The organism is Methylocystis sp. JAN1, assembly GCF_052186135.1.
GTDB lineage: Bacteria > Pseudomonadota > Alphaproteobacteria > Rhizobiales > Beijerinckiaceae > Methylocystis.
Genome location: NZ_CP181499.1, coordinates 1,488,890 through 1,507,127 on the forward strand (window position 1 = coordinate 1,488,890; position 18,238 = coordinate 1,507,127).

Annotated in this window: 19 protein-coding genes; 4 read left to right on the top strand and 15 right to left on the bottom strand. The window is 66.1% G+C overall.

Annotation, left to right across the window (positions count from 1 at the left end):
* Nucleotides 1–44: 44 nt before the first annotated feature.
* The 10 genes from rplJ to ACNHKD_RS07040 form a co-directional block, all read right to left on the bottom strand.
* Nucleotides 45–560, bottom strand: a complete 516-nt coding sequence (rplJ, locus tag ACNHKD_RS06995) for a 50S ribosomal protein L10 (protein WP_442756356.1) — start codon at nucleotides 558–560, stop codon at nucleotides 45–47.
* Between the two features lie 535 nt (nucleotides 561–1,095).
* Nucleotides 1,096–1,494: a hypothetical protein gene (locus ACNHKD_RS07000; RefSeq protein ID WP_442756357.1), complete on the bottom strand. Its 399-nt coding sequence runs from the start codon at nucleotides 1,492–1,494 to the stop codon at nucleotides 1,096–1,098.
* A complete protein-coding gene (gene pheT / locus ACNHKD_RS07005; protein ID WP_442756358.1) occupies nucleotides 1,473–3,884 on the bottom strand; it encodes a phenylalanine--tRNA ligase subunit beta in 2,412 nt (803 codons plus the stop codon). Before pheT ends, ACNHKD_RS07000 begins: the two co-directional genes overlap by 22 nt.
* Before the next feature lie 213 nt (nucleotides 3,885–4,097).
* Nucleotides 4,098–4,373 carry a DUF2442 domain-containing protein gene (locus ACNHKD_RS07010; RefSeq protein ID WP_442756359.1) on the bottom strand — a complete coding sequence of 92 codons (276 nt, stop codon included), beginning with the start codon at nucleotides 4,371–4,373 and terminating at the stop codon, nucleotides 4,098–4,100.
* The gene (locus ACNHKD_RS07015) at nucleotides 4,354–4,590 is read right to left on the bottom strand and encodes a DUF4160 domain-containing protein (RefSeq protein WP_442756360.1); all 237 of its coding nucleotides are present in this window, start codon (nucleotides 4,588–4,590) and stop codon (nucleotides 4,354–4,356) included. Before ACNHKD_RS07015 ends, ACNHKD_RS07010 begins: the two co-directional genes overlap by 20 nt.
* Nucleotides 4,591–4,592: 2 nt before the next feature.
* Nucleotides 4,593–5,672, bottom strand: a complete 1,080-nt coding sequence (gene pheS, locus ACNHKD_RS07020) for a phenylalanine--tRNA ligase subunit alpha (RefSeq protein WP_442756361.1) — start codon at nucleotides 5,670–5,672, stop codon at nucleotides 4,593–4,595.
* A gap of 235 nt (nucleotides 5,673–5,907) precedes the next feature.
* Nucleotides 5,908–6,885, bottom strand: a complete 978-nt coding sequence (locus tag ACNHKD_RS07025) for a bifunctional enoyl-CoA hydratase/phosphate acetyltransferase (RefSeq protein WP_442756362.1) — start codon at nucleotides 6,883–6,885, stop codon at nucleotides 5,908–5,910.
* A 174-nt stretch (nucleotides 6,886–7,059) separates the two neighbouring features.
* Entirely contained in the window at nucleotides 7,060–7,821 is a 762-nt protein-coding gene (locus tag ACNHKD_RS07030) for a M48 family metallopeptidase (RefSeq protein ID WP_442756363.1), read from the bottom strand.
* 95 nt (nucleotides 7,822–7,916) lie between these two features.
* Nucleotides 7,917–8,564 carry an SCO family protein gene (locus ACNHKD_RS07035; RefSeq protein WP_442756364.1) on the bottom strand — a complete coding sequence of 216 codons (648 nt, stop codon included), beginning with the start codon at nucleotides 8,562–8,564 and terminating at the stop codon, nucleotides 7,917–7,919.
* 62 nt (nucleotides 8,565–8,626) lie between these two features.
* On the bottom strand, nucleotides 8,627–8,977 hold the full coding sequence (locus tag ACNHKD_RS07040; RefSeq protein ID WP_442756365.1) for a hypothetical protein: 351 nt from the start codon (nucleotides 8,975–8,977) through the stop codon (nucleotides 8,627–8,629).
* A 152-nt stretch (nucleotides 8,978–9,129) separates the two neighbouring features.
* Here ACNHKD_RS07040 and ACNHKD_RS07045 point away from each other — a divergent pair, with 152 nt between their 5' ends.
* Both ACNHKD_RS07045 and rpoH read left to right on the top strand, forming a co-directional pair.
* Entirely contained in the window at nucleotides 9,130–10,644 is a 1,515-nt protein-coding gene (locus tag ACNHKD_RS07045; RefSeq protein WP_442756366.1) for a helicase HerA-like domain-containing protein, read from the top strand.
* Between the two features lie 219 nt (nucleotides 10,645–10,863).
* The gene (gene rpoH, locus ACNHKD_RS07050; protein WP_442756367.1) at nucleotides 10,864–11,745 is read left to right on the top strand and encodes an RNA polymerase sigma factor RpoH; all 882 of its coding nucleotides are present in this window, start codon (nucleotides 10,864–10,866) and stop codon (nucleotides 11,743–11,745) included.
* Between the two features lie 52 nt (nucleotides 11,746–11,797).
* Here rpoH and ACNHKD_RS07055 read toward each other — a convergent pair whose 3' ends face one another.
* The gene (locus ACNHKD_RS07055; RefSeq protein WP_442756368.1) at nucleotides 11,798–12,880 is read right to left on the bottom strand and encodes a M48 family metallopeptidase; all 1,083 of its coding nucleotides are present in this window, start codon (nucleotides 12,878–12,880) and stop codon (nucleotides 11,798–11,800) included.
* Nucleotides 12,881–12,981: 101 nt separating this feature from the next.
* Between ACNHKD_RS07055 and ACNHKD_RS07060 the strand changes: the two genes are divergently transcribed.
* Nucleotides 12,982–13,671: an SDR family oxidoreductase gene (locus ACNHKD_RS07060; protein ID WP_442756369.1), complete on the top strand. Its 690-nt coding sequence runs from the start codon at nucleotides 12,982–12,984 to the stop codon at nucleotides 13,669–13,671.
* Between the two features lie 111 nt (nucleotides 13,672–13,782).
* Entirely contained in the window at nucleotides 13,783–14,121 is a 339-nt protein-coding gene (locus tag ACNHKD_RS07065; protein WP_442756370.1) for a hypothetical protein, read from the top strand.
* Here ACNHKD_RS07065 and ACNHKD_RS07070 read toward each other — a convergent pair.
* From ACNHKD_RS07070 to ACNHKD_RS07085, 4 genes are all read right to left on the bottom strand, one after another.
* A complete protein-coding gene (locus tag ACNHKD_RS07070) occupies nucleotides 14,115–14,858 on the bottom strand; it encodes an ABC transporter ATP-binding protein (RefSeq protein ID WP_442756371.1) in 744 nt (247 codons plus the stop codon). The genes ACNHKD_RS07065 and ACNHKD_RS07070 overlap by 7 nt on opposite strands.
* A complete protein-coding gene (locus tag ACNHKD_RS07075; RefSeq protein ID WP_442756858.1) occupies nucleotides 14,800–15,555 on the bottom strand; it encodes an ABC transporter permease in 756 nt (251 codons plus the stop codon). The genes ACNHKD_RS07070 and ACNHKD_RS07075 overlap by 59 nt, the downstream gene beginning before the upstream one ends.
* A gap of 38 nt (nucleotides 15,556–15,593) precedes the next feature.
* Entirely contained in the window at nucleotides 15,594–16,559 is a 966-nt protein-coding gene (locus tag ACNHKD_RS07080; RefSeq protein ID WP_442756372.1) for an ABC transporter substrate-binding protein, read from the bottom strand.
* Nucleotides 16,560–16,734: 175 nt separating this feature from the next.
* Nucleotides 16,735–17,970: a glycosyltransferase gene (locus tag ACNHKD_RS07085; protein WP_442756373.1), complete on the bottom strand. Its 1,236-nt coding sequence runs from the start codon at nucleotides 17,968–17,970 to the stop codon at nucleotides 16,735–16,737.
* Nucleotides 17,971–18,238: the final 268 nt, after the last annotated feature.

Consider the following 18,238-nt stretch of genomic DNA (forward strand, 5'->3'; position numbering starts at 1 on the left):
TTTTAGCGTCCTTTGAATTTGGTTCAGTCTGGTAGGCGTGCCTCTTAGGCCGCGTCTTTCTTGGCGTAGGCGCCGAACACGCGCGCGAGCTTTGCGGCAGGCGCGGTCGAGAGCTGGGCGATCTTGGTCGCGGGCGCATTGATGAGGCCCACGAGCTTGGCGCGCAGTTCGTCGAGAGACGGCATCGTCGCAAGCGACTTGACGCCGTCGGCGTTCAGCAGCGTGGCGCCCATGGCGCCGCCCAGAATCACGAATTTGTCGTGATCCTTGGCGAAGGCCACGGCGACCTTCGGCGCCGCCACCGGATCGTCCGAATAGGCGATCAGGGTCGGCCCCTTGAGCAAGGGGCTGAAATCGGCGACGCTCGTGCCATTCAGAGCGATCTTGGCGAGGCGGTTCTTTGCGACCTGCACGGAGGCGCCCTCTTCGCGAGCCCGCTTGCGCAGGGCCTGCATCTGGGCGACCGTCAAGCCGGAGTAGTGCGCCACGACGATCGCGCCAGCCTTCGAAAAGGTCTGGTTGAGCGCCGCAACGGCTTCTTTTTTCTCCGCTCTATCCACGGTTGCTCTCTTCTAACAGGCGGGAAAACCCGCCGGTTGCGACATGCCGCCTGCGAAACGCAAGCGGCGCCGTAGATCCTGTCCCCAGCGCTCCCCGCTCGAAGCGAAGGCCCTGGTTGAAGGGGCGTGAACCAAATTCGAAGGACGTCGGCATCGCGCCGCCGGCCAAAAAATTCCGGTTTCCCCGTCTGTGCAGGCCGCTTCCGGACGACAGATTTCTCATGTCGCCGTCAGCCGATTGAGCCGTTCAGGGCTGTGGAAACCCCTCGCGCGCGCCGGCAGTCTCGGACAGGACATGGCCGGACGGGACGCGAGGCTTGAACCCCGGGTCCGCCGGCCTATCCACCGCCATTAGCCTAAGCCATTGACAAAGCCTTGGTTCAGGCGGAAGCTCCTAATCTGAAATCGGGGCCGCAGATCCCAAAAGCCAGCCCCGGAACGGCCTATTTAATGGGGCCGCGTGCGTTTGCCAAGAGGTAAATTCAGGGTTTATCGCTCGTTTCCAGCGCGCCATCCACCGGTTTCAGCCCCCTCGTCAGCGCCGCCCGGGCGTGAACTCCATCCGGACACGGCCGCCGCTCGTATGGGAGATAGCCGCGCCATAGCCATGCGCAGCCGTCGCGCTGCGGGGGACGCCGGCTCGGCTCTTTCCGCCAGCGGCGCCTTTCTCTCCCTCGCTCGCCATGCGCGGATAGGTCGCGCCGTGCTGGCCGCGCACCGGGCCGAAGGAGGCGAGGCAGAGATTGTAGGCGTTCGCCTCCTTGATCGCCTCGCAATCGTCAATGGTGCGTGGCCCGGCGAAGGCGGGCGCCGCGAGAGCGAGGGCGACGAGAAGGGCGAGCCTGAACGCTCGCGCGGCCCCGCCTCGGGAACGCGCGCCTTCAGGCCCGCAGCAACGGCGCGAGACGAGACTCACCGCAGCGACGCCCCGCACTTCTTCTCCGCTTCGGCCACGATCTTCTGCGCCGCCGCCTCGATCTCCGCGTCCGTCAGCGTTTTCTCGCGCGGCTGCAAAGTCACGGTGACTCCGACGGACTTCTTGCCCTCCGGCGTCCCGACGCCCTCATAGACGTCGAAGACGCTGACATTGGTGATGAGCGCCTTGTCGGCCCCCGCCACCGCCTTTACGAGATCGCCGGCCTTCGCGTCGCGATCGACGATGAAGGCGAAGTCGCGCGATAGCGGCTGAAGGTCCGAAATCTCCAGCTTTGGCTTGATCCGGGTGGGCTTCGCCTTGGGCGCCGGAAGATTGTCGAGCACGATCTCGAAAGCCGCGATCGGGCCTTCCGCGTCGAGCGCCTTCAGCGCGCGGGGGTGCAGTTCGCCGAAATAGCCGACGACGGCCTTGGGGCCGAATTGCAGCGTGGCGGAGCGGCCCGGATGGAACCATGACGGTCCGCCGGGGACGATCTGCAGGCCGCCCGTCGCGACGCCGAGCGCGCCGAGCAGCGCCATCGCATCCGCCTTGGCGTCAAACGCGCCCGCGCGCCGGGCGGGGGCCGACCAATGACGGCCCGCGCCGGCGAGACCGCGGCGAATGCCGGCGGCGGAGAGGCGCTGGCCCTTCTCGCTCGGATCCAGGAAGATCTGGCCGACCTCGAAGAGGTCCTGATCGCCCAGGCCCCGCGCCGCGTTGCGGTTCGCCGCCGCGACGAGGCCAGGCAGCAGGCTCGGGCGCATGTCAGAGAGATCGGCGGCGATGGGGTTGGCCAGCTTCAATCCCGCCGATCCGCCGCCGAAAGCCTCCGCCTGCTCCCTGGAGATGAAGGACCAGGTGACGGCCTCGACCAGACCCTGCGCCGCGAGCGCGCGGCGGGCGCTGCGGGCGCGCTTCTGCATCGCGGTGAGCACGGCGGGCGCGACGCCTTCCGCACGAGGCAGGGGCGTGGAGGGCACGTTGTCCACGCCGAGGATGCGGACGATTTCTTCGACGATATCCGCCTTGCCTTCGATGTCCGGGCGCCAGCTCGGCGGGACGATCCTGGCGCGGTCCTCGCCGTTCTTTTCGACCGCGAAGCCGAGCCGCTCCAGAATGGCGGTCGCTTCCGCCTGAGAAACGTCGACGCCCGCGAGGCGCTGCGTCTCGGACCAGGGGAAGTCGATCACGCGCGCGTCGCGTGGAACCGCGCCGGCGAGAACCCATTCGGACGGCTCGCCGCCGCAGAGTTCCAGAACGAGCTGCGTCGCGAGCTCGCCGCCGGGCAAAGCGAAAGCCGGATCGACGCCACGTTCGAAACGGTAGCGCGCGTCGGTGACGATGCCGAGCTTGCGGCCCGTATGGGCGATATTCTGCGGGTCCCACAGCGCCGTCTCGATCAGCACGTCGGTCGTGTCTTCATTACAGCCCGAAACCTCGCCGCCCATCACGCCCGCAATGGATTCGACGCCATGATCGTCGCAAATGACGACCATGCTCTCGTCCAGCTCATGCGTCTTGCCGTCGAGCGCCAGCAGCGTCTCGCCCTTCTTCGCCTTGCGGACGACGAGACTGCCCTTCACCTTCCTCGCGTCGAAGACATGGAGCGGGCGGGCGCGGTCGAAGGTCAGATAGTTGGTGATGTCGACGAGCGCGTTGATGGGCCGCAGGCCGATCTCGCGCAGGCGCTTTTGCAGCCAGTCGGGGCTCGGGCCGTTCTTCACGCCCTTGATCAGGCGCAGGCCGAAGAAGGGCGCGAGATGTCTCTCGTCTCCGAGGAAATCCAGCGTCACGCCGACGGGGCAGGGGAATTTGCCCTCTACTGGGAGAATGTCCTTCGTCCTGAGAACGCCGAGGCCGGCGGCCGCGAGGTCCCGCGCGACGCCATAGACGCCGGCGGCGTCAGGCCGGTTCGGCGTGAGGTTGATCTCGATCACCGGATCGTCGAGGCCCGCCCATTGCGCGTAAGTCTCGCCGACCGGCGCGTCCTCTGGCAACTCGATAATGCCGTCGCTTTCCGTGGCAAGCTCCAGCTCCTCGAAGGAGCACATCATGCCGAGCGAGTCGACGCCGCGAATATTGCCCTTGCCCAGCGTGATCTTTTTGCCGGGAATGTATGTGCCCGGCGCCGAGAAGACGCTTTTGAGCCCCGTGCGCGCATTGGGCGCGCCGCAGACGACCTGCACGAGTTCGCCCGCGCCCGTATCGACCTTGCAGACGCGCAGACGGTCGGCGTTCGGATGCTGCGTCGCCTCGACGATCTGCGCGATCTTGAAGTCTTTGAGCTGCGCGGCGGGGTCGTGCACATATTCGACTTCGAGGCCGATGCGCGTGAGCGTTTCGACGATTTCGGCGAGAGAGGCGGAGGTGTCGAGATGCTCTTTGAGCCAGGAGACGGTGAGTTTCATTTCTTAATCTCGATGCATTCACAAGAAGACGTGACCTTGAATGTCGTCTTCGATGCCGAGTTCTCGGCGTAGACTTTTTCGTAGCGCGCCAAGGAGGTCGTCTCCCGACGGCGCCCCGCGCCAGTTTTGATCCGCTGTGCGAGCTCCCCGGCGGCTTTTATTTCCTGCCCATCCCCCAATAGGATTACTGTGCTCGTTGCCGGCATCGTCGTATCAGGCCGCCTTTTCCGGGGGAACTGCGCCGGGCGCTTTCTGTCCACGCAACATGCTGGCGACGCTGATATCCTCGTCGATCTGCGGCCAGTGCATTCCCATAGGCGAGAGTTCAACAACGCTTCTTTGCTCGCTCGAAGCTACCGCAAGACGTGGATACCACCACAAGGGCGTCCGCAAAACGCGGCCATCGGCAAGCGCGACGATGAGAAACTTCTCATCGCAATTAGCCTCGATCGGTCGGCTGTCTTCGACCTCAATTTGCAAAGTGGTCATTCCATGCCTCCAAGAAGCTTTCCCGCTCGTCGCGGGTCTTTTTGACGATCTCGTTCAATTGCTGGGCCGAGAAACCCATATTGACGGCAAGGCTGACGTTCTCGATCCAGATTTTCGCTTCTTTCCCGTCCTTCGTCACGTGGATATGGGCTGGCTCCCAGCCGTCCGCCGAATAGAAAAAGAAGCGATAGCCTTTCCATCGTAACAGCGTCGGCATGGCTACCCGCTCAACCCGCCCGCGAGCGACGGAAAATCCAGCGGCCTGAAGCCATAATGCTCCAGCCATCGCGTGTCGGCGTCGAAGAAGGCGCGCAGGTCCGACATGCCGTATTTCAGCATGGCGAGGCGGTCGATGCCGACGCCGAAGGCGAAGCCCTGATAGACGTCCGGGTCGTGGCCGCAATTACGCAGCACGTTCGGGTGCACCATGCCGCAGCCCAGAATCTCCATCCAGTCCTCGCCCTCGCCGAAGCGGATTTCGCCGCCCTGGCGCCGGCACTGGACGTCGACCTCCATTGACGGCTCGGTGAAGGGGAAGAAGGAGGGGCGCATGCGCAGCTTCACGCCCTTCACCTCGAAGAAGCTCTTGAGGAACTCTTCGAGCACCCATTTCAGGTGGCCCATATGAGTCGACTGGTCGATGACGAGGCCCTCGACCTGATGGAACATCGGCGTATGCGTCTGGTCGAAATCGCAGCGATAGACGCGGCCGGGGCAGATCACGCGGATCGGCGGCTTTTGCGTCAGCATCGTGCGGACCTGCACCGGGCTGGTGTGCGTGCGCAGCAGCTTCTTCTCGCCGGCTTCGGGCGCCAGAAAGAAGGTGTCCTGCATCTCGCGGGCCGGGTGGCCCTCCGGGAAGTTCAGCTTGGTGAAATTGTAATCGTCGCTCTCGATGTCCGGACCCTCGGCCACGGCGAAGCCCATATCGGCGAAGATGACCGAAAGCTCATCCATCACTTGGGAAATCGGGTGAATGCGGCCCCGCTCCAGCGGGCTCGTCGCGGCGGGGAGCGTCACGTCGAGCGTCTCGGCCTCGAGCCGCGCCTCGAGCGCGGCTTCCGCCAGCTCCGCGCGGCGGGCTGCTAGCGCCTCGGTCGCCTTGTCCTTCAAGGCGTTGATCTTGGCGCCTTCCGTCTTGCGCTCCTCGGGCGACATTTTGCCGAGCGTCGAGAGCAGCGCCGAAATCGCTCCCTTCTTGCCGAGCGCGGCGAGGCGCACGGCCTCCAGCGCGGGTTCGTCGGCGGCCTGGGCGATCTGGCGCAGCGTATCTTCTTCGAGTTTTGCGATGTCGGTCATGTCTGTCGATGTTCTGGTGCGCGAGGCGAGGCCTTTCTCCCTCATCCTGAGGAGCCCGCTTCAGCGGGCGTCTCGAAGGACGAGGGAAAAAAGCGACGCACGTCTCCGTTTCGCCCTCGCGCTTCGAGACGGCTCCTGCGGAGCCTCTCGGCATGAGGGCGAAACGGAGACGTCCCTTCCGGGAAAGCTGTCGGCTGGCGGTTGTGCCACGCGCGGGGGCGTCTTGTCGAGGCGGCTAAGGCTTCGGGCGGGCGCGATGGGCGAAAAGCTGGGCCAGCGCCGAGGAGGCGACGCGCGACCCCACATCGTCGGCCCGGCTCGTCAGCACGATGGGGACGCGGGCGCCGAGCACGACGCCGGCCGTATGGGCGCCCGCCAGAAAGACGAGCTGCTTGGCGAGGATGTTGCCGGATTCGAGGTCCGGGGCCACGAGAATGTCGGGGTCGCCCGCCACTTCGGAGACGATATGCTTGGCTTCCGCCGCTTCCTTCGAAATGGCGTTGTCGAAGGCGAGCGGCCCGTCGAGCAGCGCCCCGGCGATCTGGCCGCGATCGGCCATCTTGCAGAGCGCCGCGGCCTCCACGGTGGAGGGAATCTTGGCCTCGACCGTCTCGACGGCGGAGAGGATCGCGACCTTCGGCAGCGCAATGCCGATGGCGTGTGCGAGGTCCACGGCGTTGCGGACGATGTCGCGCTTGATCTCCAGCGTCGGCGCGATGTTGATCGCCGCGTCGGTGACGAACAGCAGCTTGTGATAGGTCGGCGCGTCGATGACGAAGACGTGGCTGATCCGGCGGTCGGTGCGCAGCCCGGCGCCGTCCCGCACGACGGCGGCCATCATCTCGTCCGTATGCAGCGCGCCCTTCATGATGGCGTGCAGCCTGCCCCGCCGCACCAGCTCCACGGCCTGGTCTGCCGCCGCATGGCTGTGGGGCGCTTCGACGATGTCGATGTCGTCGAGCGAGACCCCGGCTTCGCGGGCCGCGGCCTCCATCTTCTTGCAGGGGCCAACGAGCGTCGGCACGATCAGGCCCTTGTCGCGCGCGGCGAGCGCCCCTTCGAGCGAGGGGCGGTCGCAGGGATGCACGACGCCCATGCGGATCGGCGGCAGCGCCTGCGCCCGCGAGATGAGTTCGGCGAGCAAGGCGCCGCGCTGGCGGGAAAAGACGGCGGCCCAGGGCGGGGCGGCTTTGTCGCTCTTGATCTCGCTCATCTTGTCGCCTCGTTAGGTAGCGTCAGAGAAGCGGATCGCGCGCGATCCCCTCGCTGAAGGCTTTCGCCGTATCGTCGTCGCGAATTCCAACGCGATGACGACAGCCATACGCGAGGAACGATCTGCGTGCGATCGCGGCGCCCATGCACGCTGCAAGCGTGGAATGGCGGCCGATCATCCCCGGGCTCCGTATTTATGCAGATGCGCGCCGTGCGCTGAAAGCCAGGTTTCGGCGCGGTCGGTGTCGGGGCAGAGACGCCGCGCCAGCGACCAGAAGCGCGGCGAATGATCGAGATGGACGAGATGCGCCACCTCATGCGCGGCAAGATAATCGAGAACGAAAGGCGGCGCCATGATGAGCCGCCAAGAGAAATTCAGCGATCCGGAAGAGGAGCAGGAGCCCCAGCGGCTCACCGGGTCGCGCAGGCCGACGCCCCGCGGCGGCAGGCCCAGAGTTGCGGCGTGGCGCGCGACTGCGCTTTCGAGATCGCGCCGCGCCTCGCGCTTGAAGTGGTCCTGCACGCGCCGATGCACATGCTCGGAACGACCCGCGACGCAAAGCGCCAAGGTCGTTTGGACGTCGTCGCGTTCTTCGACCCAGACCGTTCCGCGCCGGTCGGGCAGATGAATCAGCGCGTGATCGACGCCGCGCAATGGAATAATCGAGCCATGCGCAAAAGGAATCGTCGCCGGCAAGCGATTAAGCCGCGCCGCGATCCAGGCGGCGTGACTTTCGGCGAAAGCGCGAGCGTCCCGGAGCGACGCGCGGCTCGGCATGGTGAGAACGGCGTCGCGCGCCGCGAAGCGAACGCGCAGAGTGAAGCGCCGCGCGGTCGTCGCGCGGCGGAGGGCGACGACGATCGTCTCGCCGGCGTGCTCGAGAGTGATGAGAGGCGAGCCGTTGCCTCCGGGTCCGTCACGCAGGAGTCGAAGCATGGGCGCATGCTAGCGAAAGGCGCCGCGAGTCGCGAGTTCGAAAAACGCAAGGCCGACAAAAAAATCGCTTGCCTACGTTTGCGCGCCGCGCGGCACTACAGATAACGGGCGAGTTCCTTCGCGGCCTCTTCGGGTTTTCGGTTGACGTTGAACGAAGTGACGAAGCGGCCGTTTTTGTCCATGAGATAGACGACCGTCGTGTGGTCCACGGCGTAATCTTCTTCCTTGCCGGGCGCGCGCTTCGCGTAAATGCGGTAGCTGCGCAGCATCGGCTCGAGCTGGGCGCGCGGCCCTGTCACGCCGATGATGCGCGAGTCGAAACTGGCGAGATAGTCCTTCAGAACGTCCTGCGTGTCGCGCTCGGGATCGACCGTCACGAACAGGCCGCCGACCTTCGCGTCAGGGCCGAGCGCGCGCATGATCTCGGACATTTCAAAGAGCGTCGTGTGGCATATGTCGGGGCAATGCGTGTAGCCGAAGAAGATGAGAAACGGCTTGCCGAGCAGGTCTTTCTCGCTCACCTGCTGGCCGATGTGCGAGGTGAGCTGAAACGGGCCGCCGATCGCGGAAGCCGGCGGCGCGGGCGGCGTATTGCTCGTCAAGGCGACGAAAACGCCGAAGATCAGCGCGAAGACCGCGCCGGCGGCGACGAGCAGCGGCTTCGACACGGCCGGCCCTTTCGGCGCATTTTTCTCCCCGCGACGCGCCGATCTGCCGTTGCCTTTGACCGACCCTCTGGACATGCTGCGTTTCCTGCCTGTTGTTTGCGCGCGTTCAGTCGCGGCTTTGTTGTCGGCGTCGGCGGCTAATCGACGAGAATGATGTGCGCGTTTCCGCACAGGTCGACCTCGCCGGCGTCCGTGAAGTCCTCGAAGGCCCAGCGCGCCTGATAGGCGCATCCCTCGGCGCCCGAAAGCGGGAGGCTTGCGCTCGCGCCGGCGGCGAGCGGCTTTTCCAGCCTGCCGACGACGACTTCCGGCGTCTTTTCCCGAGCGGGAGACACGATCTCGAATTGTAGCAGCGCGACCGGGCGTTTGTTCTCCAGATTCACGGCGGCTGCAAGCTTGAGCGTCTTAAGAAGCGTCTCCGCCGCCCCGTGGACGGGCGCCGCCGCGCACAGAGCCATGACGCCGACGATCGCTGAAACTGCCCTCATGCCTTTCTCCCGGCCGGGAACTTAGCCCGGTCCGCCGAATTCGCCAAGGCGGGCGCCGCGCGGCGCCGGCCGCGCGGCGTGCGACCCTGGTCGGAATGATGTAGCCTCGGCCGCTCCCTGATTCTGGAAGAGCGCGCGCCGAGAGCCGACCCATGAGCGATACGAAGACCGAGAGTCCGAACGCCGTCCCTGGAAAGATTCTTGTCGGCGCGACGCATGACGGCGCGCGCGCCTATCGCTACCTCGCTCTGCCGCTCGGCAATCGTCACGGACTGATCTCTGGAGCGACCGGCGGCGGCAAGACCGTGTCGCTGCAACTTCTTGCGGAAGGGTTCTCCAATGCGGGAACCGCCGTCTTTCTCGCCGACGTGAAGGGCGACCTCGCGGGCCTGTCGCAGCCGGGCGACGCCAAGCCCGCTTTCGTCAAGCGCGCGGAAGAAATCGGCCTTCGCTACGAACCCGATCGTTTCCCGGTCGTCTTCTGGGACGTCTTTGGCGAGCAGGGGCATATGGTGCGCGCAACGGTGTCCGAAATGGGGCCGTTGCTTCTTTCCCGCCTGCTCGAACTCAACGACACGCAGGAAGGCGTTCTCAACATCGTCTTCAAGGTCGCGGACGAGCAAAGGCTTTTGCTGCTCGACCTGAAGGATCTGCGCGCGGCGCTGACTTACGTCGCAGACCACGCCGCCGAATTCAAGGTCAAATACGGCAATATCGCGCCCGCCACCGTCGGCGCCATCCAGCGCCAGCTCCTCGTGCTGGAGACTCAGGGCGGCGACAAATTCTTCGGGGAGCCGCAGCTCGATATCGGCGATTTCATCCGCGCCGATCGCGACGGACGCGGCGTCGTCAACATTCTCGCCGCCGAGAAGCTGATGCGCTCGCCGCGTCTCTACGCGACGTTTCTTTTGTGGATGCTCTCCGAGCTTTTCGAGACCCTGCCCGAGGTGGGCGATCTCGAAAAACCCAAGCTCGTCTTCTTCTTCGACGAAGCGCATCTTCTCTTCCAGGACGCGCCCAAGGCGCTGCTCTCCGCGATCGAACAGGTCGTGCGCCTCATTCGATCGAAAGGCGTCGGCGTTTACTTCGTCACGCAAAATCCTCTGGACGTGCCGGATACGGTTCTCGGCCAGCTCGGCAACCGCATCCAGCACGCGCTGCGCGCCTTCACGCCGCGCGACCAGAAGGCGGTGCGCGCGGCCGCCGAGACTTTCCGCAAAAACCCGGCTTTCGACACGACTGAGGCGATCATGCGTCTCGCCGTGGGCGAAGCGCTCGTCTCCATGCTCGGCGACAAGGGCGCGCCCGAAATGGTCGACCGCGTTCTCATCGCGCCCCCCGCCGCCCGCGTCGGCCCGGTGACGCCGGAAGAGCGCGCCGCGGTGATTGCGGGCAGCAAATTCGTCGGGAAATACGATCAGCCGGTGGATCGCGAATCCGCTTTCGAGACCTTGCAGGGCGGCGGCCCGGGCAAGAGCGGGGCGGGCGGCATGCTCGGCGGCGTCATTGGCGGGGTGCTTGGCGCGCTGTTCGGCTCCGCCAAAGGCAAGCGCCTGTCCCCCGCCGAGGCCGCCATGCGCTCGGCCGTGCAGAGCGCGGCCCGGGAGGCGGGGACGCGCATCGCGAAGGAGATTCTGCGCGGCGTGCTCGGCACGATGAGTAAATGAAATCCTAACGCGCGGGCGGCGAAGTCTTATCCCCTCCCGCGCAGCTTGCGTCGTTCGAAATATTACAGAATCTTAATCCCGACTTTAGCGACTTGTCACGCGGCGGTCATTTTCCCGGCCGGCTTTTCCGGCCTATACTCTCCCTGTTGCGATCGGCGATAGCGCGATCGCCCATTGCGGGCTCGCCGTCGCCTGGGAGCCCGCCAGGAGGGACGCAATATGGCGAATTCCTTGCCTATCGTCGCGGAAGGCGGCCTCGCCCGCTACCTCGCCGAAATTCGTCGTTTCCCCATGCTGGAGCCGCAGCAGGAATATATGCTCGCCAAGCGCTGGCGCGAACACGAAGACCCGAAGGCGGCCCACGAGCTCGTCACTTCGCATCTGCGCCTCGTCGCGAAGATCGCGATGGGCTATCGCGGCTACGGCCTGCCGATCGGCGAGATCATTTCGGAGGGCAATGTCGGCCTGATGCAGGCCGTCAAGCGCTTCGAGCCGGACCGCGGCTTCCGCCTCGCCACCTATGCGATGTGGTGGATCCGCGCCTCGATTCAAGAATATATCCTGCGTTCCTGGTCGCTCGTGAAGATGGGCACCACGGCGAGCCAGAAGAAGCTGTTCTTCAATCTGCGCAAGGCGAAGAGCAAGATCTCGGCGTTTGAGGAGGGCGATTTGCGGCCCGAGAACGTCGAGAAGATCGCGACGCGCCTCGGCGTCTCGCAGCAGGACGTGATCGAGATGAACCGCCGCATGAGCGGCGACGCCTCGCTCAACGCGCCGCTGCGCGAGGAAGGCGAGGGCGAATGGCAGGACTGGCTCGTCGACGGCAGCGACGATCAGGAGCGCATTCTCGTCGCGCAGGAAGAAAGCAACAACCGTCTCGCCGCCCTGCGCGGCGCGCTTGACGTGCTCAATCCGCGCGAGCGCCGCATCTTCGAGGCGCGGCGCCTCGCCGACGATCCGGTGACGCTGGAGCAGCTCTCCGAGGAGTTCGGCGTCTCCCGCGAGCGCGTGCGCCAGATCGAGGTTCGCGCCTTCGAGAAGGTGCAGGCCGCGGTGAAGTCGGGCGTGGCGAAGATGGAGCACGCCTCGGCCGCGATGTAAGGAATTATCCCTTCTCCCCGCTCGCGGGGAGAAGGGGCTCCCCGCAGCCAAGTCACCCGCAAATCCCCTTCAGCGCCTTCCACTCCTCCGCGCTCAGCAGCGGCGGCGCCGTTTCGCCCTGGGTCGCTTTCGCGAGCCTGGCGAGACGATCCTCGCTCAACGGGTGATCCTGCAAGATGCTCAACGGGCCGCCGTTGTTTTCGCCGGTGATCCGCAGCAGCAGCTCGCCCATAGGCCTGGCGGGCCGGCCGAGCGCGGCCATGGTCTGCGCCGCGAACCCGTCGGCCTCGCTTTCGTTTTCGCGGGAATGGGCGGCGTTGAAAAGCGAATTGCCGACAATGATCATGGCCGAGCCGCCGCTCACGTCGCCGAAAACGAGCCCGATGAGAAGCGCCGTGCCGCCCGTCGCGACGATGCGGCGCAAATGGTCGCGATGATCCAGGTGGCCGAGCTCATGGGCAAGCACCCCGGCGATCTCATCCTGGCTCTCGGCTTTGTCGAGGAGGCCGGACAGGAGATAGACCTTGCCGCCGGGCAGGGCGAAGGCGTTGGGAATTTTCGACTCGATCGCCTCAATCGTCGCCGGCAGGCGCAGATGCGCGGCGTCCTGGAGCCGCTGCGACAGCTTTTTCAAGGCGGCGGCGCCGGCGGGCGCGGCGCAGGTCTTGCCGGAGAAGGTCTTTCGCACCTCTTCGTCGGCGCTCTCGCCGAGCTTCTTTTCCCATTCGACGGGGATGACGGGCGCGATGATCCCCGCCATTCGCGGCACGCCGCCCCAAAGAAAGGCGCCGAACAGGGCGGCGCCGGCAAGGCCGTAGGCAAGCCTTTTGCGGCCTTCCCGATTGGGCTGCGCCTTCTCGCCGGCGAGCAGCGGGCAATGGCGCTCGATCTCGGCCCGCGTCGCAAGGTCGTCGATTTCGAGCCAGGCGCCTTTCGGCGCCCCCAGCGCCTTGAGCCGCATCACGCCGCCCGGCGGCGGGAGGCGGCGGACCTCCGCATAGGGCCAGGCCGCGAGCAGGGCCCCGCTTTCGACGATCTCCAGCGCCGGGCCGAAGACGAGATCGACCGCGCGACGCTTTTCGACATAGCCGTCGAAATAACTGGCCTTGCCGCTCTCGCTCTCTGGCGCCGTCATTCGTGGCCCTCGCTTTCGTCGCGCCACGCTAGCACTGCGAGAGCCAAAGACAAGACGCCGCGCTATATGAAGGGCCGAGCGAGACCCACGGAGATTTTTCCATGTCGCATTGGTTGATCGCCGGCGCGAGCCGGGGCATTGGGCTGGAGCTGGCGCGCCAGCTCGCGTCGCGCGGCGAGCGCGTGACGGCGAGCGTGCGAAGCGAAGCGGGCCGCGCCGCGCTCGACGCCGCCCTGGCTCCGGCGGGACGCAAGGGCCGCGTTCTCGTCTTCGACACGCGCGACGAGGCGCGGATCCGCGCGGCGGCCGGCGCCGTGGCCGAGCCAATCGACGCGCTCATCGCCAACGCCGGCGCCTATGGGCCGCAGCGTCAGAGCGCGCTCGACATGGATTTCGACGGCGTGCTCGATCTTTTCAACGTCAACACGCTCGGGCCGCTGCGGGTCGTGCAGGCTTTTCTGCCGCTGATCAGGCGGGGCGAGAATCCGCGCGTCGTCATGATGTCCAGCGTGCTCGGCTCCATGGCGCTGGAGGGAACGTTCAACGTCGGCTATCGCGCCTCGAAAGCCGCGCTCAACAAGATCACGCAATGCCTCGCCGACGATCTGAGGCCCGAGGGGATCGCCGTCGTCGCCATGCATCCCGGCTGGGTGCGCACCGATATGGGCGGGCCGGACGCGACGCTGTCGGTCGAGGAGAGCGTCGCGGGGATTATTCGCGTTGCGGAAAGCCTCACGCTTTCCGGCACGCGCCGCTATGTCGATTTTCGCGGGAATGAAATCGACTGGTGACCGTCTCTGGCTGGCAATTTTACAACGAAAAATTTGGAAGCCGGCGCCATCGTCAACCATGCCGGAACAGTTGCGGCTCTCTCACCCGAAAGCCGCCTTCGGCATGGATCGATGGTGAGCGAAATGACGACCTATGACGGGCTTTGCAATGAAGTCGTGCAGCATCTCGGCGGCGAGGCCAGCCTGAGAGAGATCGGCGCCCGCGTCGCCGCCGACGACCATTCCCATGTCAGCCTGCGGCTCAATCACCCCAATCCGCGCGGCGTCCGCTCGGTCGTGATCACCGCGCGCGGAAACGGCCTCTTCGACATGGATTGCTTCGGGCCCATGCGGCTCGATGCCTTCCACGCCGAACGCGTCGGCCATGCCGAGCAGATTGCGCCAGACAGTCTTGCGAGCGTGCTCGGCATGATGACCGGCGTCGAAAGCCTGCCCCACCACCACTATTGACGCGCGGCCGAAAGCGCCGCGCGGGCGCGCGCCTCCAGCGCCTGCGCGGCGTCTTTCGCCATCCGGCCACGCGGCTCCGGGATATCCAGCGTCTCGACGACATGGGCGGGTCGGGGCGAGAGAAGGAAGATGCGGTCCGCAAGGGCGATCGCTTCCGAAAGGTCATGGGTCACGATGAACGTCGTGATGCGCCTCTCCTCGATGAGCGCGGCGATGCGGTCGCGCAGGTCGCGCGCCAGCGCGGCGTCGAGCGAGACGAGCGGTTCGTCCAGAAGCAGCAGATCTGGCTTCACCGCGAGCGCGCGGGCGAGCGAGACGCGGCGTGCGAGGCCCAACGACAATTCGCCGGGAAAATGCGCCGCGTGTTCGGCGAGCGACAATTCGGCGAGAAGCGCGGCGATCTCGCGCTCGGCGGCTTCCGGCGCGGCGATGCGGATATTATCCGCGACGCTGCGCCACGGCAGCAGGCGCGGCTCCTGAAACACCATGCCCAGCCGTCCATGCGCGGGAAGGCGTATGTGGCCCGCGAAATCGCGGTCGAGCCCCGCGATCAGGCGCAAAAGCGTCGTCTTGCCGCAGCCCGACGGGCCGACGACGGCGCCCGCCTGTCCAAAGGGCAGAGTCAGGCGCAAACCTTCGAGCGCGCGCAACGGTCGCCCGTCGGCGAGATGATGGTCCTTATGCGCGATCGCGACGTCGAGCGGCGCCGCGCCGCCAGCGGGCGACGTGTCGTTCAAGGGGCTGCACCAGAAATGTCTCGACGCCCAGCATGAGGGCGACGAAGGGAAGGGCGTAGGCGAAGAGCAATTTCATGTCGAACTGCTGGAACGCCATATTGATCTCGAAGCCGACTCCGTTGGAGCGGCCGAGCAGCTCCACGACGAGCACGATCTTCCACACGAGCGAAAGCCCCGAGCGCGTCGCCGCCGCGAAATAGGGGGCAAGCTGCGGCAGGATCACATGTCTCAGCCGCGCCGCGCGCGAAAAACGGAAGGCCTGCGCCATTTCGTCAAGGTGGTGATCGAGCGCGCGGGCGCCTTCGCGGATCGTGACGACGGCGTTGGGCAGCTTGTTGAGCGCGACGGCGCCGATCGCCGCAGCTTCCGTCAGCCCCGCCCAGACATAAGCGAGCACGATGACGACGAGCGCCGGCAGATTGAGGAGAAAGACGAGCCAGGGATCGAGCAGCCGGTCGGCGAGCCTGTTGCGTCCCATGAGATAGCCGATCGCCGCGCCAAGGCTCATGGCGAGCGCGAAGGAGGCGACGACGCGCGCGAGGGTGGCGGCGAGGTTCGAGAAGAGCGCGCCGGAACGGGCTTCTTCGACGATGGCCCCGAAGACCGGCGCCGGCCCTGGCAGCCGGCGCGGATCGGAAAACCAGGCGGCGGCCTGCCAGGCGGCGAAGAGCGCCGCGAGAGAGGCGAGGCGGATCAGACCTTCGCGGAGCAACTCCTTGCGGACAAATTGGCGGATCACCGCGTGGCGGCCTCGCCGCCCTTGTAGAATGTTCCGGGATCGAGCGCCTTTCCGGGACCGACGAGCTTCTCGCCGCCGATCTCGGCGAGCGTCTTGTAAAGAACCGCCGCGTCGGCTTCCTCCTGCGCCACCGTGCGCCTGGGAATTCCCGCGACATAGCGCTTGCGGTAGATGTCGAGCGTCGCGGCGCCCTTTGGGCCGATGCGGCTCGCCGCCGCCGCCCAGGCCTTGTCGTCGCTCGCAATGAGCGCTTTCGCCCTTCCCGCCATGGCGAAAAAGCGCGACAGCGCGTCCCTGTTCTTCGCCGCGAAGCCATCGTCGAAAACATAACCGGTGATCGCCACGTCGCCCTCGGCGCCGAGCGCTTTCTCCACATCCGCGATCTCGATTGCGCGCGCGAAGCCCTTGCCTTCCAGATCGGCGGCGAAATTCCAGAATTCGAGCGCGGCGTCGATCTCGCCCTGCAAGGCTTTTTCCGCGATGAGCGGCGGCGCGCCGTAGAGGACCGTCGCGCTCTTTTCGAGATCGACGCCCTGTTTCAGCGCATGGGCTTTCAGCATCAGCCAGCTCTTGTCGAGCGGCCCGCCGGCGACGCCGAGCTTCTTGCCCGCGAGATCCTTCACGCTCCTGATCGAGGCGTCTTTGGTCATCACGGCGCCGACGCCGGTGGAATAGGGGTAAAGGGTGAGCCTGGCCCCTTGCGCCCGCTCGCGTGCGACCCACAGCCAGTCGGAGACGATGATGTCGGCGCTTCCGCCCTGAATGGCGATCTTGCCGGCCTCGGGCGACGCAAGCTCGGCCACCTCCAGGTCGAGCCCGGCCTCCTTGTCGAGGCCGAAAGCCTTTACGACCGCCATCTCCCAGCCGGCGGTGCCCGTCTTCTGCAGGGCGAGGCGCAGGCTCTCGGCGCTGGCTGGCGTCGCTAAGAGGACGGCGGCGAAGAGGGCGAAGAGGCGTTTCATCTTCTGTCCTGCGATTTTCGAGCGTCTTTGGGTCGCCCGCCATTGATCGAATCGATCGGGCGGGGCTCCTCTCCCCGCCTGGGGAGCGGGGAGGACGGCGCCGTTGACGCAATTATTTCATTGCGTCGTCTTTACCGCAGGATGCGCTCTGCGTCGATTGCAGGAAAATTTCCCGTCAGGCGGCGGCGCGTCGCGCGAGCATTTCCTCGTAAACGGCGAGCGTCCCGGCCACATGCCGTTCGAGCGTCGCGGGCGCAGCCCAATAGGCGTCATAGGCCCGCCCCGACATTTCGGCGATCGCCGCATCATTCTTCAGCTCCCGGATCGCCGAGGCGAGCGAGTCCGCGTCGCCGCTCTTGAACCAGAGGCCCGTGACGCGGTCTTCGACGGCCTCGCGCGCCGCGCAGCCATCGGCGACGATGGCGGGCGTCCCCATGGCCTTGGCTTCGAGGGCGGTGAGGCCGAAGGTCTCGTACCATAAGGACGGGAAGACGAGCGCGCGCGCCGCCCGCATGGCCTGGCGCGCCTGTTGCGGCGACTTCCAGCCCATGAGCCGCGCCTGCGGGAAGCGCGCCTGCAACTCCGCCGCGATGGGCCCGTCGCCGACAAAGACCGGCGTCGCGCCGGCGCGGCGCGCGGCTTCCGCGAAAAGGAAGGCCCCTTTCTCGGCGGAGAGGCGTCCGACGAAAAGGAAGTCGCCGCTGCGCGGGTCCGCCTTACGGCCGAGCGGCTCGGCTTCGACCGGGTTCGTCACGCGATGGATCGCGGCCCCCGTCGGCAGGCAGGCCGCAAGCGCTTTTTCCTGCAGGTCGGAGAGCAGGACGATGTCCGAGAAGGTTTCCGCTAGATGCGCGACGCGCTGCGCGACGAACATGCGGACGTTGCGCCACAGCTTGAAGGGATAGTTGCGCGAGTCGCAATTCGTCAGCCAGCAGGCGGCGGACATGGGCTTTAAGGGGCAGACCGCGCCTTTTCGAAAGTCATAGAAGCCGCCATTCGGGCAATGCAGGAAATATTCGTGCATGGTGTAGACGGCCGGAAGATTGGCCGCCCGTATGGGTTTCGCAATGGAAGGCGACAGCGCCTTCGCCCAGCCATGCACATGCACGATGGTGCGGTCGTAGGAGAGCTGGTCCAGCGTCTTCTCGAGAACGGCGGCTGCCCGCGCGTTCCAGACGCCCTGCCGCGCCGCGGCGAGCCGCGAGGGATTGCCCAGAATGTCATGCTGGCCGAGGCAGACGACTTCGACGCCGGCAGCGGCGAGCCGCTCGTCCACGGGACCGCAGGCCGCGAAGAAGATTACGCGCGCGCCGGCCGCCTTGAGCCCCACGGCGCTTTCGATGGCGACCTTGGATTGGCCGCCACTGACATAGGCGTGATCGACGCAGATGACGACAGTCGGCAGGGACATGGGGCGCTCCAGAACAAGTCGCCGCAAAGCTAAGGCGGTTCTGCTTGCAGCAAGGTAAAACAGTTGTCCGGTTTGGACCGCCGTCGGCGGCTGGTGAAGACTAAGTCCGCGTTTTGGAGGAATTTTCTTAAGTTTTCGCATGCATCTTGGGCGGAACTACATCGTTTACTTGACGCCGCCGGCGGCTCGTCGTCTCGGCGGCGGGGAAGCCGGCCGGGGCGCGCCGTTTGGCGGGTCGGGCGTGTGAGTTTTTGCGGGCGACAATGTC